A 14,810-nucleotide genomic window follows, 5' to 3' on the forward strand; every position below is an offset into this window, starting at 1 on the left:
ACAGGGTTTTGCTTAGTGGTTTTTTTATCACCTGCTAATGCGTAGTCAGCAACAGTCTCACAGGTAGTGCCCTTGAAATGTGATACTTCAATCAACTGCTCAATACGAGTGGTATATTCGGTCAGCACAGATTCAGCCAGAATGTTTTTCTTGTCATCGACTAATACAACCAGACAAGCATCGTCTTTACTTTTGGCTTCTTTTTTCAAAATTTTCTGCGTATGGGTCTTTGGTAAATGCTGAGATAATTTGATGTTCATATAGTTATCCTTATTAGAGTTATGAAAATTGCAGGATTTGTATGTCTGCTTATACTTGTCAGATTATTAGATTATTTGGTCTGTTGAGCAATCACAATAGTGTAGCATATTGCGATAATCGTGCGCAGTTAGCAAGTCTTGGGTAATACGTTTGAATTATTATGCTGTACTAACTTGCGCTATGGTTTAGCGGTTACATTATCATTTTTCGATGATGCCAACATACTAGCCATTGACCAATTCATCGGTCGTTACCATCGCGGCAAATCTGTCTTGTAGTGCTGCCATGGCAGTATCATGCATGATTTCAGCGCTTATCGGCTTTCTTGTAGCGCTCGGTAGGTCGCGAGTGGCACAGGCATCATGGCAGACAAAACTATCAAAACCTAAATCAAATGCGGCGCGGACGCTTGAGCTAACGCACATATGACTCATAAAACCCGCAAAAATAATCTGCTTCTTTTCTGCTGCTGAGATCAATGATTGTAATTGCGTATCATAAAAGGCATTCGGATGCTTTTTGGCAATCACTGTTTCGCCATCTTGCGGCTGCAACTGTTCGACTATCTCAACGTTAGCTGATAAAGGATCAAAGACATTGCCATTTTCTGCACCGTGATGATTTATGTGAAAGATAGGTAAATCTTGCTGACGAGCTTTATCGAGTACTAGGCGTGCATTGGCGATGGCTTTTACCCCAGCGTCCCCTAAGGGCATAGCGCCATCGACATATTCATTTTGATAGTCGATAAGAACAAGCGCGCAATTTGACCAGTCAAGCGCATCGAATGTGCCGCCAGCGAGCTCGAGTAGGGTAGAGGGTGTAGAGGTCGTTTTATTCATTAGTATTATTCTCCGTTTGACGATATAAGTATATTTTTCTATCAGTCAGTCTAGCAATTAATAACAGAGATAAATGTTCGATGATACGAATGACAAACAAACCTTTCCAAAATAAATAAAGCAAAAACTTAACGCCATAAATACTATCAATTCAATGTAATTTGAGGTTTTATCAATTATTTATCCAATATTTGCTATATTTGTTACTTACTGTCAATAATGCGCTCTCAGCAAGGTGTAGGTAATGTTTTCAAACACATTTCACAGCCATTTTTGGGCAAAACATGCTAGCATTAGCGGTTATATCTGTCGCTTGTGTTTATTGAGTATGACTAACCAGTCGCTTAGTGACGTTTATCGTTATTTGAGTATTTAGATGACCCATATCATGGTGATGATATGTCGTCGTACGTCCTAAATATTCAATAAGCTCATCATCAATCGCGCGCATACCAACCGTTTAAGAGTACCCATTGTGATATTACGCCGCTACATGACACAACAAGTTGCCTCTACCACTGCCTTAGTGTTGGGGTTTTTGGTAGTGATGATGCTCGGCGGTCGTTTGATACGCTATTTTGGCATCGCTGCTGAAGGTCGTTTGGACGTCAGCCTACTGTTTACTATCATTGGGTATAACCTACCGTACTTTTTAGAGCTCATTTTACCGTTAGCATTCTTTATCGCTTTGATGCTGGTATTTGGTCGCTTGTATGTCGATCAAGAAATGGCAGTGATCAATGCTAGTGGCGTGTCTCGAGGTAAGCTTGCTCGGTTGATGACACCATTAATATTGGCATTGTTCGTTGGTGAAGCGGCGCTATCTGTCGTTGGTAAGCCTTGGGGTGTCCGCTCGTCTGAGGCTGTGTGGCAGCAGCAAGCATTGACCAGTGCGTTTGATTTGATTCGTCCGAACGAGTTTATCAGTAGCGGTAATTACCATTTGTACGTGGGTAGTCTCAGCGATGATAAGAAAAAATTGCAAGATGTGATCTTGATCCAATCTGAACCTGCGAAAAAAGGTAGTACTTCCAAAAGTGTCGATGCTAATGCCAATGCCAATGCCACTGATATGAATAACACGATTGATAATGAGACAGCCGAACAGATTGGCATCTCAGACATACCAAAAAATATTATAAATAGTAGTGCAAAAGACATTAGCAAAGATACTATCACGCTGGCTAAGCGTGCTGAGCAAGTGGATACCGGTAATAGCGGTGTGACCCAGTTGGATCTGTTTCAGGGACGTCGTTACGAAGTCGGCGCAGGCAGTCTGAAATATAATCAAGTCGCTTTTGATCGTTATCGCATCACCTTGACTGAGTCTTCACAGGAAGGTATCACCGAAGACAATATCGAAACGCAACAGATAGGACCATTGTGGCAAGCCGCCACGAGTAGCTCACCATCAGGCACTAATAGTGCAATGCGTGCTGCACAAGGTGAGCTTGGCTACCGTTTGGCGCTACCATGGCTGATGATTATCGCGCCTATGTTGGCCGTGCCACTGGCGCAAGTCCGTCCGCGTCAAGGACGTTGGCTGCGCTTGTTTCCTTCTATCTTATTATTTGTTAGCTGTGCATTAGGTATCATCTCGCTCAAAAACGCGGTGAGCAAAGACAGCATCAGCGTATGGGCGTATGCATGGCTTATCTTAGGATTTATGGCATTGGCGCTTTATATGAATTGGGGTAGCCGTGTGCAACATCGACTGCGCTTTCGCAAACAAGAAAATAGGCTAGCCGTTGCCACAACTAGTTCAGTTAGCGACATAGATAATCAGAACAACAGCTCACAAGGAGGGCAGTCTTAATGCGCTCTTTATTTGCTAAATCAGCTGAGTCTGATCAATTGGCTAAAAAACCTGCCAATCTAAAAGTCCTCAGTCGCTATGTCAAACTCAACGCTCTATTGGCTATTATTGCTGCCGTCATTGGTTTGTGGGCATTACAGCTGATTTTTTCTTACTTATCAGAGCTTGATTCGTTAGATGATAACTACACCATGGGCGAGGCGCTCAAATATATCTTTTATCGTTCGCCTTACTTTTTAGAGCAATTTATTCCAACGGGTGCGTTACTTGGTGCCGTCATAGGATTGGGCTTGCTGGCCAATAAAAGCGAGCTGGTCGTCATGCGCGCGGCTGGGGTCAGTATTTATCGTATCGTCGGCTGGGTATTACAGCCCGCTTTGATATTTGTACTGTTGGCATTAGCTATCAACCAGTTCGTTTTACCGTCTTCTAATCAGTTGGCAAAACAGATTAATGATGAGGATAGCACCTCACTGGTCACATCAGTGCGCGGCTACTGGACGATACAGCCACGTTTCGAAACCGCAGAAGATGGCAGTGCTACACCTGATGGTAGCGACGTTTTATATATCGATTATGCTGATGTCGCGGGTAATATTGGTGAGGTGAAACGCTGGCATTTGGACAACAACGGTAATTTACAAACTGCTGTCCACGCGGAAGGTGGAAAGTATACTGGCCGTGAACCAATTGATGTAAATAGCGAAAAGCCAAGTGAGCAGTATCGTTACGAGTGGCAGCTAAATGATATGGTTAAGCTCTCTATCAATCAGGGATTTGAGAGTAGCCAAGCTATTTCACCATCAGATACGTTAAGCTTACCCTTTGCTCCAGAGTCTGTGTATCTGCTAACGCGTAAGGCAGAAGATTTGTCATTGACGCAGCTGTATGAGCATCGCACGTTTATGCGTCAGCAGGGCAATCGTTCTTTAGATCATGAAGTGGCATTTTGGCAAAAGCTACTATCGCCATTATCGATATTGTCGCTGGTGATTGTTGCTTGCTCGTTTGTCTTTGGCTCGCTACGGACGCACAGCTTAGGCTTACGTATCGTCGTGGCATTGCTGTTTGGTCTACTATTTAGCTATATTCAGGACTTAGTCGGATTTGTATCGCTAGCGACAGGCTTTTCACCGATGCTTATGGTGCTATTGCCGATTATCGGCAGCGCGCTATTGGGTGGATACTTGATAAAACGCCAGATGTAAAAAGACAGTTGGTTATACCAAATAAAAAGCACGCTAAATCTAATTTAGCGTGCTTTTTTATGTCGATTTCAATTTAAGCTTCAGTTTAAATGGCTGAAATTCAATCAGGCAAAGTTAAAACTAGTCTTTGGTCGCCATCGTAATCGTATAGGTTTTACCTTGCTTGATTTTGTCGCTATTGCCAAACACTTCGGTAAACGAGCGCTTAACAAATTGGCGTAGGCCATTGATGGTCACGACATAAAAACGGCCACCTTTACGCATACGTGCATAGGCATCGAGGAAGTATAAATAATGCTGCTCTTTACCCACTTTGGCTGGCAAGTTTGACATCACAAGGCTAAAGTCTTTGTCTTTTGCCACATGATTAAAACCATTTGATAAATGCACATCGACATTGTTTAGACCATTTTTCTCACAGTTACGGCGTGCGTATTCTACCGCCATAAAGTCTTTATCAATCAGCGTATGCTGACCATTTGGACATTCACGTGCTGCCGTCATACCAAGTACGCCATAACCGCAGCCCAAATCGATCGAGTCATCATCTTGCTCAAAATCCACATAATCAAGTAGCATTAAGCTACCGTCATCGAGTTTTTGCGGTGAAAAAATGCCCCACGTGGTCGCAAAATCAAACGGCTTACCCAGCACTTCTTGGCGAAAATTGATATCTTCGCGCCAGTGTTCGGCATTTTTTAATAGGTCAGCAGGTGGTCTATGGCTCATGGGATTCTCGGATAATAGATAGGAAAAAGGTAGTGCGCAGCCCAGTTAGGCAGCATGTATATCATGACGCACTTTAATAAGGGTATTGTAACTAGAAAAGGATGGGTTTGCAGCTATCTATTTCTAGAACTGCATTTTGCTATATTGCAAAACTTTTTAAGAAAAAATGTTAGAGATATTAGATAAGAGGTATCGCTTAATATAGAATCGAATTTAACCTAATAGTCGCTAAGTATTATTTATGCCAGACATTATATTCGTATCTAAAGTAGACTTCTGGCTTGCACTGTTACTTTGGGGTTTGAGCTTATTTACTGTGTCTGTTCCATTATGGCAGTGGAAGCGAGATGCTCACAAATCCCTCATACAAACTATATTAATGACGGTTATTCTCATACCTTTTGCAGCACTAATGCTCATCCCTTTTTTCAGTACTAAGTACACATTAACGAATGACCAGCTACAAGTAGATAGTGGATTCTCTGTTCAAAACATCGAGCTTACAGATATCACCTATATTATGCCAACACAAAGCATGAGTTCTGCGCCAGCACTATCACTGGATAGGATTAAAATAGAATATCGGAACAAAGAAGTATTGATATCACCGAAAGATAGAGCAAGCTTTTATCAAGAAATACGAGCACGTAATCCCAAAATAGTGATAGATACAGCAGGCGAATAGAATAGTATCATCGTTAGCCGCATTCAGCTATACATCGTTCCTGATATTGAATTTTTTTTCGAAACTATTTCCCCAAACTCTTCTTTAATAAATGATCAAATATAAATGGCCCGAATGGCAAGAATGAGCCGAGCACACCTGCAGGTAGTGCCCAGAGCGGCATTTTTATTCTGCTCGCCGTAATGATTAGCACCATGACATAAGCAACGAATAATACCCCATGCACTGGACCGACATAGCTTACTGCTTCTGGAATATCGAACATATATTTGAGTGGCATCGCGATACCAAGTAACAATAGAAAGGAAGTACCTTCTAAATAACCCATGATAGTAAGATTTCTGAGTGCAAAGTTTTGACTCTTTGTGAAGGTAGAAGGTTGAGCTTGCGACACGATATATTCCTTTTACAATCATCAATAATATTAGATTTCAATGCTGCCCATATGGCAAGGCTACCCACGTGGGTGATGCTCCGCATGTAATTTCTGCAATCTTGCCGTTGCCACATGAGTATAGATTTGCGTGGTTGATAAATCGCTATGCCCAAGTAATAACTGTACGCTACGCAAGTCCGCGCCATGATTGAGCAAATGCGTGGCAAAGGCATGACGTAGCGTATGCGGGGATAATTCTTTATCGATACTGGCAACTTTGGCGTACTTCTTAAGTAAATACCAAAAGTTCTGCCGCGTCATATAGCCACCTTGCGCCGTCAAAAATACCGCTTGGCAATTGCCTGATTTTAAATGAGCAATCAAATCGCCACGCCCATGAGACAGATAATCTTCCAATGCATCCGCTGCATATTCGCCGAGGGGCACCAGTCGCGTTTTATTACCTTTCCCCGTGATTTGTAGCCAGCCTGAGTTTAGATTCACTTGCTCTAATGAGAGGTTAATCAACTCACTCACCCGCAGACCGCAGGCGTATAAAACTTCTAGCATGGCTTTATCACGGAGACCTAGCGCGGTGCTGGTATCAGGTGCGGCAAGGAGATTATCTACGTCAGCCTCGGCTAAGTCTTTTGGCAGCGGACGACCTAGCTTTGGGCTTTTGATACGCTCACAAGGATTGTCTTCGCGTAGATTGCTGGCGATCATCCATAGATAAAACTGACGCAAGCTTGAGAGCATACGCGCTTGGGTACGTGGGGTTTTGCCATCTTTAGCAAGCAGTGACAGACAGTGCAGCACATCATCAGGCTGCCAGCGTGTCAGGGCGATAGGATTGGTCAGCTCGCAAGAGCGTAGGTCACGGACGTACGCATTACGAGTACGCGTCGCTAGACCGCGTGCCAGCATGGCTTGACGAAACTCAGTCATATAAGCTGGCTCATCATCGACCGCCAATGCTTTAGGCTGTCGTTGTTGCACGGCGCGATCACGGCTCATAAGATAATACTCAGGTAGGGGTTAAGTTAGCGATGACAGACAGTCATTAATATAACGTCCAACCTATCATGCCATTTTTTTCTTAACCAGATAGCGATATAGCGTTACGCTCGCAGTCGTATTATCATCGCTATCGATGGTGATTTCGTCAGGATCAGAGTCTAAGCTCACGTTTTCAGCCAGTGTTTCTTGACTGATTAGCTCATGACCCAAATGACGACAGAAATTTGGAATATCGCGTGTGGTAGCTGGATCTGTCGCTAATATTTCAATCACTTCACCGCCATCTGCTTTACGAATGACGCGGTGTAGCATCATGACGGGCTCAGGACAAATCAGCCCTTGAGTATCTAAGTGATGGTGGATAGGCGTGTCTGGTATAGAAGTGGTCATAGTCATTATCGTAAAGCTAAATAAGTGGGTTTAAGGACAAGTAGGGTAAGTAGTTTGCTTAAATGCTTATCGCGGCGTACTTTGTAGATCGTCTACGCTTCAGTAATTTCAGGCTCTTCGTCGGCATCAGGCGTATCAGCTACTTCTAAAAAGTTAAAAAACCGCTTAAAACTTACTTTAAATAAAAATGCCACGCCCAACCAACAAGATAGTCCTAACCATGCAGTATCGGCAAAAATTAATCCACCAACCAATATAATGGTTGATACACCAATACTCATGGCAATCATTGACGGTTGATTTAAGCGATAACGATAAACGACCAATGCATCATAAATAGTAATGGGTATCGTGAGGGCTACTAAGGCATATGGCAAATTATAAAATAATTGATAAAGCAGCTGGTTATCATGGAAGGCTTTGATACTAGCAATCGTGCCAAAGACCACAAATGCAAAAATAGCCGCATAAATGAGATAAATCGCTATTTGGTTGGCACGCTGTGCGCCTTTAATACGGGCAATAGCCAGTGGAGCAAAACCATGCTGTGACTTATGTTGCGAAGATTGGTCTGAGACAGTGGTCATAGTAATCAGTCATTTATCCGTTGAGAAGTACGATGTATCGAAGTGGCATTATAGCCGCACACGTGTCTTTTACCTATTTGGCTGCTTTATTCTGCTTTGATTGCATCGATAGCGATACTGCTATTAGGATCAGCAAAATAGGTCGACATTAGGATACAAGCAGAGATATCATCGATTGGGTCGCGTTCGTTTTTGATCCAACCATTGTCCCATGCGATTTCTCTTGCTTCGATTGAAGTCAGCCGCTCATCACACAGTGATACGGTCACTGGCAAATGTTGCTCCATCACTCTATGGGCCAGACGACGAGCGAATTTGTGCGCCCGTTTTGAAAGCATGGAGCTAGTGCCATCCATATTAAGCGGTAGGCCAACCACGACTTGCGCTACGCCCCAGACTTTGATGATACCAATTAGATTGTCCCAATCTGGCTGCCCGTTATTCATTGCCAATATGTCAAAGGCACGCGCCGTCTGCGTAATGGTATTACCGAGTGCCATACCCATCTTTTTGACACCGTAATCTAGCGCCAAGATAAGATGCGGCTTTACCTCTGGCTCAATAGTTTCAGCAATGATATTGCTATCTTTATCGAGAGTATCAACACCAATATCAATGTCATTATCTATAGCGTCTGTGCTATTAGCCGTAAAAGTGCTATCTACCATAGTAACGGGTGTCCTTTATGTCTTTATCTAAATTCGTAGAGCGTATGATATTACGCATGACCTATGTCACTACTAAGGTAGTCGAAATTGACTCCGATTTTATCGGCTGCAATTTGCCAGCGTTCTTCAAACGGTGTATCAAATAATAAGTTCAGATCAGCAGGGCAGACTAACCAATCACCATTACTCAGCTCTTGGTCTAGCTGTTTTTTACCCCAGCTGGCATGACCTAGGCACAGCTGATAGTGACCGACGCCTTGACCTGCGGCAATACGCTTTAGAATATCTTGGCTAGTTGTGATGCAAACGTTCTCTGAAATAGCGAAAGAAGAGGCCCATTCTGGCTGACCAGTATGCAGCACAAAGCCAACCTCCGGATACATAGGACCGCCCTCTAAAGCCACATCTTCCATCACCTGCGGATTGGTCACTTCAATATCCAAATCTTCTAGCAGCTTACCTACGCGAGATTGCTCAAGCGGACGATTGACCATCAGACCTAGCGCACCATGCTTGTCATGACGGCAAATATATATAAGTGCCTGCTCAAACCTTGGGTCTGACAGCTCTGGTGCTGCAATCAAAAAATGATGGGTCAAATTGGTTTTAGACATAGAAACAAACGCAACCTAATAATAAGGGTGAAAGACCACTATATGGTGATAATCAACAGAAAAGCAAGATTCGCACTAATTGCTACTGACCATCATACAGACTCAGATAACCATCCGTTTTGATGAAAACGAACGGTTATTTAACGTTAGATAGGTCAGATAAGCGTTACTTAACATCGGATAATAAACTGCGGGCATGATCGCGTGTGACATCGGTAATAATGACACCACCAGACATACGTGCTAACTCGTCTACTTGCGCACTGTTGGTCAGTATGAGTAGCTCGCTTTCGGTCTGTGCTTGATGGTGCTTTTGTACCAAGATATGTTGATGCGCTTGTGCCGCGACTTGCGCTTGGTGCGTAATAGCTAGCAATTGCTGTGTTTGCCCAAGTGAGCGTAGCAGCTCGCCGACCACTTGCGCAGTACCGCCACTGATACCGACATCGACCTCATCAAATACCAGCATAGGCTTGGCGGCATTATTATCAGCATTGGTCGCTTGTAGTACTTGCATCACGAGCGCCATACGTGACAGTTCACCACCTGAGGCGATTTTATGTAAGGGCTGCATTGGCATACCGACATTGGCGCTGAATAATAAATCAATATCGAAGCAACCTTGGGCATTGTACTGACTAGGTTCGGTTTTTTTGGTAAAAACAAATTCACAGCGAGCATTGGGTAGCGCAAGCGGTTGTAGTTGTTTGATGAGTTGCTTACTAATTATCGGGGCAGCTTTTGTGCGCTCTTTATTTAACTGTGTCGCCAGAGCGAGATAGTCTTGCCAAGCCTGATCAATTTGCGCTGCCATTGCATCACTGCTTGGCTCGTTCTCTAGCTGCTCTAATTGCGCCTCCCAGCCTTTTGCTTCATCAATTAAATCACTGGCTGGCAAGCTATGCTTACGTGACAGACGATGTCCTAAGCTGATTAGGTTGTCTAATGTCTGTAAGCGTTCAGGATCAGGTAGCTGCTGTTCGGCATAATCTGATAGTAGGGTAGTCACCTCAGTAATTTGCTGCTGTGCTAGATGGAGCTGTTCAGAAGCTTGTTCAAACGTTTGACTGACGCTTACTTGGTTGTCACAGAGTTTAATCGCTTGTCCGAGCAAGGTCATGACGTCTGGCTCATCGGTATCATTGTCGAGCAAATGCAGACCATGACTGGCCTCTTGCATTAAGGCTTCAATATTGGAAAGCTCTTCATGTTCAGATTCAACTTCTGCGTAGTCCACAGCCAATAATGGCGCAATATCTGCTAATTGGCTCTGCAACAACTGAATACGATCTTGACGCTGGGCTTCGCGGCTCGCGATGTCATCCGCTCGACGTTTTAGTTGCTGATAGGATTGATGGCTACTGGCAGTTTGGATGGCTAGCGGTGTTATCTGTGCCATCTCATCAAGCCATTGCACCACAAATTGCGGCTTGAGCAACGCTTGCTGAGCATGTTGGCTATGTATATTGACCAGTAAAGCACCTAAACTCTTTAGCTCAGCTAAGCTAACCGGTGAACCATTTAGCCATGCTTTTGAGCGGCCAGTATTGCTTAATTGTCGACGAATAAGTACTTCAGGCTCTTCTAGCGGTCGCTCATTTTTAGAAAACCACTCAGCGACGACGCCGTTATTTTCTACATCAAATTGAGCGTAGATATCTGCATGCGCAGCGCCATGCCTGACCATTGCACTGTCTGCTCGCTCACCGACACACAGTGATAGTGCATCTAGCAATAACGACTTGCCAGCACCTGTTTCACCAGTGATGACATTAAAACCTTCAGCCACGCTCAGCTCATGCTGAGCAATCAACGCAAACTGATGTAAAGTTAACGATACTAGCATCAACGCCTCTCAGGACAGACAATGGACATCATATAAATCTTAGGAAGCCATCTATAAATAGGGTAAATAAGGAAGTGAAAATATCTATTTAAACTTGCTAATTAGATAAATATTGTAGGCAAATAGTATGATGTTAAATGTGCGTAAATACAAACTTTAAGACGAGGTATAACAGAATTTATTATTGGGAGATTACCATAAAACTATTAAAAACTGACAATAAATCATCAACATAATACCTATAATGTTAATCATTAGGGTCATTGGATATCTAAAGATAAGTATAGTATGTGAAGAAGTATTTTGACTGATAATGATAAAAACATACCTAAATTAGTGGTCTAGCATCCGTCTAGAAAAATACTAAATAAATATTAAATGAGCGAATGGATACTTGTCATCAAATAGAATTTTCCTAGTCGCTTTAACAAACTTTATAGATATAATGTGGTAGCATAATCTCACATAATGATAAACTCTTCTTATGAGTTTGATGCGCTATGCAACCTAATAACGAGTCATAATTTTGTAAAATTGTAGGCGTATAGTGGTAAAAAACATGCCACTCGATCATTATTCAAAAGCGTTTTCATAGAACCTGTGGCTACCTTTAGCGCGCAGATATCTACTATAGAGGGGTAAGGTGCCTAAAGCAGGCGTGTTTGCTTACTGGTCGCGTATTTAAAGCCCAGTGCAACTCTGTCGGTACTTTAACCCGTTACTTATTTTTTAGTTTTGCCATAATTATTTGATAAGGAAGCCACTATGACAGCGGCGCAATTTACTAACGTAACAGTTAATGCCCAAGCGACAGTATCTTATGATGGTCGCTGCTCAAGCCATACCATTATGTTTGAGGATGGTCGCCATAAAACGCTAGGCGTGATCTTACCTTGTGACAACTTGGTTGAGCATTATCACTTTAGCACTAATACTTCTGAGCGTATCGAAATCACCAGTGGTGAGTGTGAAGTGAAGATCAATGGTGATGATGAATTCAGCTACTACCGTGCAGGTCAGTCATTTGTCGTTGAAGGTAATAGCGGTTTTAACCTACGTACTGAAGAGATTGTTCAATATGTCTGTCATCTAGAAGGCTGATATTATTAATAGGGCGCTTGAGCTTTCATTCTAGCGCTTGTTCTATCACACATTAGTGTTTCGAGAAAATAAACAATATCGGATTGGTATTGTTTATTTCTTTTTTGACGTTTGGTTTACTATTTTCTCATTATTAATGAGCTATGACATTTAAAGCTATCGTTATCCTCTTTTATCCCGTCGCCTAGTGCGATATCCACTTTATATTTAATAGGCCTATTATGGCAAAACCCATTTATTTTTACGGCATTCATGCTATTGATGCGTTACTTGAACATCGTCCTCTTGATGGCCTTAGCTTGTTTGTGCAGCAAGGGCGTGAGAGTGACAGTCATGTACAAGCTATCATGGCCGAAGCGGAAGCAAACGGCATTAGTATTCAACCGACCCAAAAAGACAAGCTGACTCAGTTATGTGGTAGTCCGCAGCATCAAGGCGTGGTGCTCAATGCTCGTCCGTTAGGTTTCGCTGATGAAGGTTTGCTTGATACTATTATTGGCCGTGAACAGTGCTTATTATTGGTACTAGATCAAATTACTGATGCACATAACTTTGGCGCTTGCCTACGTACCGCAGTGGCTATGGGTGTGGATGCAGTGGTTTGTCCAAAGCATCATGCAGCGAGCCTAACGCCAACAGTCGCTAAAGTATCAGTTGGCGCAGCAGAGATGATGCCGATCGTCAGCGTTACGAACTTAGCACGCACGTTGTCGCAAATCAAAAATGCAGGCGTTTTCGTATTTGGTACGGCACTTAGTGAAGAGGCTAAGCCAATACATGCCGCTGACCTAACTGGCAAGACCGCTATCATTATGGGTTCAGAAGGAGAGGGTATGCGTCGCCTGACAATGGAAAGCTGTGATGAGTTGGTTTATATTCCAATGTCAGGAAACGAGCATGGTAATCTACAGAGCCTAAACGTGAGTGTTGCTACTGGCATGGCATTGTATGAGGTTAATCGCCAGCGAACTTTAGCTGCTGGGCAAGCGTAAGATACTCTTGGTGCAAGGGTTCTAGTTGTAGATATAGAGAGGCAAGGTCGCTCTCATTGAGTATGACATTGTCTGCATGACGATTACGCTCTTCACGACTCAGCTGATTGGTCATAATGGCCTTAATTTTTTGTATGCTTTGATCATCACGCTGACTGGCACGTGCAAGCTGCGTGTCTTCGGTCGCATCCATGACCAAAATACGTTGACATAAATTGGCCAGTCCTGCTTCTGCCGCCTCTATAAGTAGGGGCGCAGATAAGATTATATACGGTGAAGTACTAGCATCTAGCTGTGCTTTTGCTGTCTCACGTATTGCTGGGTGAGTGATAGCCTCAAGCTCAATCAGCGCTTCAGGATTTGCAAATACGTGTGTACGTACAGCAACCCTATCCATAACACCATCATCCGTCAGTATCCAATCACCAAATTTTTTCTGGATTTTCTGCAGAGTGACGCTACCTTTAGCGACAGTCTCATGGGCGATCACGTCTGCATCAATAATATCGATGCCTTGCTCAGCAAACCAAGCACTAGCGGCAGATTTGCCACTACCGATACCACCCGTCAAACCAACCACAAGCTTCTTGCTTTTTGGTTGCGTGGCTTGTGGCTGGTGTGAATAAGAATGCGATGTATTTTTTGACATAATAATGGCTTATCTGACAGATAGAACAATGAATGCGGCTTTAAACTCACAATCGGCCTTTTGAGGCTTTATTTATGAGTCACTGCCGGAAATTTACTACAATAATCTAATGTACGCTGTCAGTTATTAGACATACATACCGAGATACCAGCTGACGATATCTGAGCCATATAATAAGGCAACGATACCTGCAATAGCGATATAAGGCCCGAAAGCAAAAGGTCGGCTTTCACCCTGTTTTTTCATCAAGATCAGCCCAACGATAGAGCCGAGTAAAGATGATAGTAGAATAATCAAAGGTAACATCATAGGTCCGAGCCAAGCACCTAATACTGCTAGTAATTTAAAATCCCCTTGACCCATTCCATGTTTTTTAGTTATTAAGTAAAACACCTTGACTACTATCCATAGCGATAAAAACCCAAGTAGTAATCCCCATATCGACTGTGTTGGTGTGACAAACCAACTTTGTGAGTTTACCGCCAATCCTAAGCCTGCTAAAGGAAAAGTTAGACGATCAGGTAGTAGCTGTGTGTCAAAGTCGATACCTGTTAGAGCAACCAGTGTCCATACTAAAACCAATGCGGACAAGCCTGTAGCATTTACCCCAAACTTATATATTACTAATACGGACAGGAGGGCAGTGACTAGCTCAACAAGAGGATAACGTAGATCGATAGCCGCTTTGCAGCTTGAACAGCGTCCGCGTAGTAATAGCCAACTTATTAAAGGGATATTTTCATACCACTTAATTTTATGTGCGCAATGAGGGCAGCGAGAGGCAGGTCGACTTAAGGTAATTGGTTGGTCAGTAGCGACAATATTTGCTATGGGCAGTGTATGCTCGCGTGGCATATCGGCCTGTTCAGACATAAACTGGCTACACTCTTGTCTCCAGCCATAGACCATCATCAGCGGTATGCGATGAATCACAACATTTAAAAAACTACCAACGCAAAGACCTAATAGGCCAAATACGAATAAAGCTAGGGTACTGTTCTCTTGTAGTAACTGTATAAGTTGCAT

At 43.1% G+C, this 14,810-nt stretch carries 16 protein-coding genes and 1 pseudogene; 5 read left to right on the forward strand and 12 right to left on the reverse strand.

What is annotated here, in order from left to right:
- A pseudogene (locus B2863_RS07550) lies at positions 1-260 on the reverse strand (leucyl aminopeptidase); the annotation flags it as partial.
- Positions 261-485: 225 nt separating this feature from the next.
- Positions 486-1,103, reverse strand: coding sequence for a cysteine hydrolase family protein (locus B2863_RS07555; RefSeq protein ID WP_296208890.1), 618 nt, complete (start codon positions 1,101-1,103; stop codon positions 486-488).
- Positions 1,104-1,596: 493 nt separating this feature from the next.
- On the opposite strand from B2863_RS07555, the gene B2863_RS07560 reads away from it, so the two are divergent.
- Both B2863_RS07560 and lptG read left to right on the forward strand, forming a co-directional pair.
- On the forward strand, positions 1,597-2,919 hold the full coding sequence (locus tag B2863_RS07560; protein ID WP_296208892.1) for an LPS export ABC transporter permease LptF: 1,323 nt from the start codon (positions 1,597-1,599) through the stop codon (positions 2,917-2,919).
- Complete coding sequence (gene lptG / locus B2863_RS07565; RefSeq protein ID WP_296208895.1) at positions 2,919-4,127, forward strand: LPS export ABC transporter permease LptG; 1,209 nt, start codon at positions 2,919-2,921, stop codon at positions 4,125-4,127. The genes B2863_RS07560 and lptG overlap by 1 nt, the downstream gene beginning before the upstream one ends.
- Before the next feature lie 120 nt (positions 4,128-4,247).
- Here lptG and B2863_RS07570 read toward each other — a convergent pair whose 3' ends face one another.
- Positions 4,248-4,856, reverse strand: a complete 609-nt coding sequence (locus B2863_RS07570) for a class I SAM-dependent methyltransferase (protein WP_101204678.1) — start codon at positions 4,854-4,856, stop codon at positions 4,248-4,250.
- Positions 4,857-5,097: 241 nt separating this feature from the next.
- Here B2863_RS07570 and B2863_RS07575 point away from each other — a divergent pair, with 241 nt between their 5' ends.
- On the forward strand, positions 5,098-5,541 hold the full coding sequence (locus tag B2863_RS07575; protein WP_296208896.1) for a PH domain-containing protein: 444 nt from the start codon (positions 5,098-5,100) through the stop codon (positions 5,539-5,541).
- Positions 5,542-5,605: 64 nt separating this feature from the next.
- Here B2863_RS07575 and B2863_RS07580 read toward each other — a convergent pair whose 3' ends face one another.
- From B2863_RS07580 to recN, 7 genes are all read right to left on the reverse strand, one after another.
- Entirely contained in the window at positions 5,606-5,935 is a 330-nt protein-coding gene (locus B2863_RS07580) for a DUF3817 domain-containing protein (protein ID WP_296208898.1), read from the reverse strand.
- Between the two features lie 60 nt (positions 5,936-5,995).
- Positions 5,996-6,934 carry a site-specific tyrosine recombinase XerD gene (gene xerD / locus B2863_RS07585; RefSeq protein WP_114701433.1) on the reverse strand — a complete coding sequence of 313 codons (939 nt, stop codon included), beginning with the start codon at positions 6,932-6,934 and terminating at the stop codon, positions 5,996-5,998.
- A 66-nt stretch (positions 6,935-7,000) separates the two neighbouring features.
- Positions 7,001-7,327 carry a sulfurtransferase TusA gene (tusA, locus tag B2863_RS07590; RefSeq protein WP_296208904.1) on the reverse strand — a complete coding sequence of 109 codons (327 nt, stop codon included), beginning with the start codon at positions 7,325-7,327 and terminating at the stop codon, positions 7,001-7,003.
- Between the two features lie 92 nt (positions 7,328-7,419).
- Positions 7,420-7,914, reverse strand: a complete 495-nt coding sequence (locus tag B2863_RS07595; RefSeq protein WP_296208906.1) for a hypothetical protein — start codon at positions 7,912-7,914, stop codon at positions 7,420-7,422.
- A gap of 86 nt (positions 7,915-8,000) precedes the next feature.
- The gene (gene ruvX / locus B2863_RS07600; protein ID WP_296208911.1) at positions 8,001-8,582 is read right to left on the reverse strand and encodes a Holliday junction resolvase RuvX; all 582 of its coding nucleotides are present in this window, start codon (positions 8,580-8,582) and stop codon (positions 8,001-8,003) included.
- Positions 8,583-8,632: 50 nt separating this feature from the next.
- The gene (locus B2863_RS07605; protein WP_101204671.1) at positions 8,633-9,196 is read right to left on the reverse strand and encodes a YqgE/AlgH family protein; all 564 of its coding nucleotides are present in this window, start codon (positions 9,194-9,196) and stop codon (positions 8,633-8,635) included.
- A gap of 166 nt (positions 9,197-9,362) precedes the next feature.
- A complete protein-coding gene (gene recN / locus B2863_RS07610) occupies positions 9,363-11,042 on the reverse strand; it encodes a DNA repair protein RecN (RefSeq protein ID WP_296208914.1) in 1,680 nt (559 codons plus the stop codon).
- Between the two features lie 765 nt (positions 11,043-11,807).
- Between recN and B2863_RS07615 the strand changes: the two genes are divergently transcribed.
- Positions 11,808-12,143, forward strand: coding sequence for a pyrimidine/purine nucleoside phosphorylase (locus B2863_RS07615; RefSeq protein WP_057757729.1), 336 nt, complete (start codon positions 11,808-11,810; stop codon positions 12,141-12,143).
- 221 nt (positions 12,144-12,364) lie between these two features.
- Entirely contained in the window at positions 12,365-13,135 is a 771-nt protein-coding gene (gene rlmB / locus B2863_RS07620; RefSeq protein ID WP_102078746.1) for a 23S rRNA (guanosine(2251)-2'-O)-methyltransferase RlmB, read from the forward strand.
- On the opposite strand, the gene coaE is transcribed toward rlmB, so the two are convergent.
- Positions 13,098-13,784, reverse strand: a complete 687-nt coding sequence (gene coaE, locus B2863_RS07625) for a dephospho-CoA kinase (RefSeq protein WP_296208915.1) — start codon at positions 13,782-13,784, stop codon at positions 13,098-13,100. The two genes, rlmB and coaE, sit on opposite strands and share 38 nt — an antisense overlap.
- Before the next feature lie 126 nt (positions 13,785-13,910).
- A complete protein-coding gene (locus tag B2863_RS07630; RefSeq protein ID WP_296209785.1) occupies positions 13,911-14,810 on the reverse strand; it encodes a prepilin peptidase in 900 nt (299 codons plus the stop codon).

It is taken from the genome of Psychrobacter sp. UBA3480, from assembly GCF_002377945.1.
Classification (GTDB): Bacteria; Pseudomonadota; Gammaproteobacteria; order Pseudomonadales; family Moraxellaceae; genus Psychrobacter.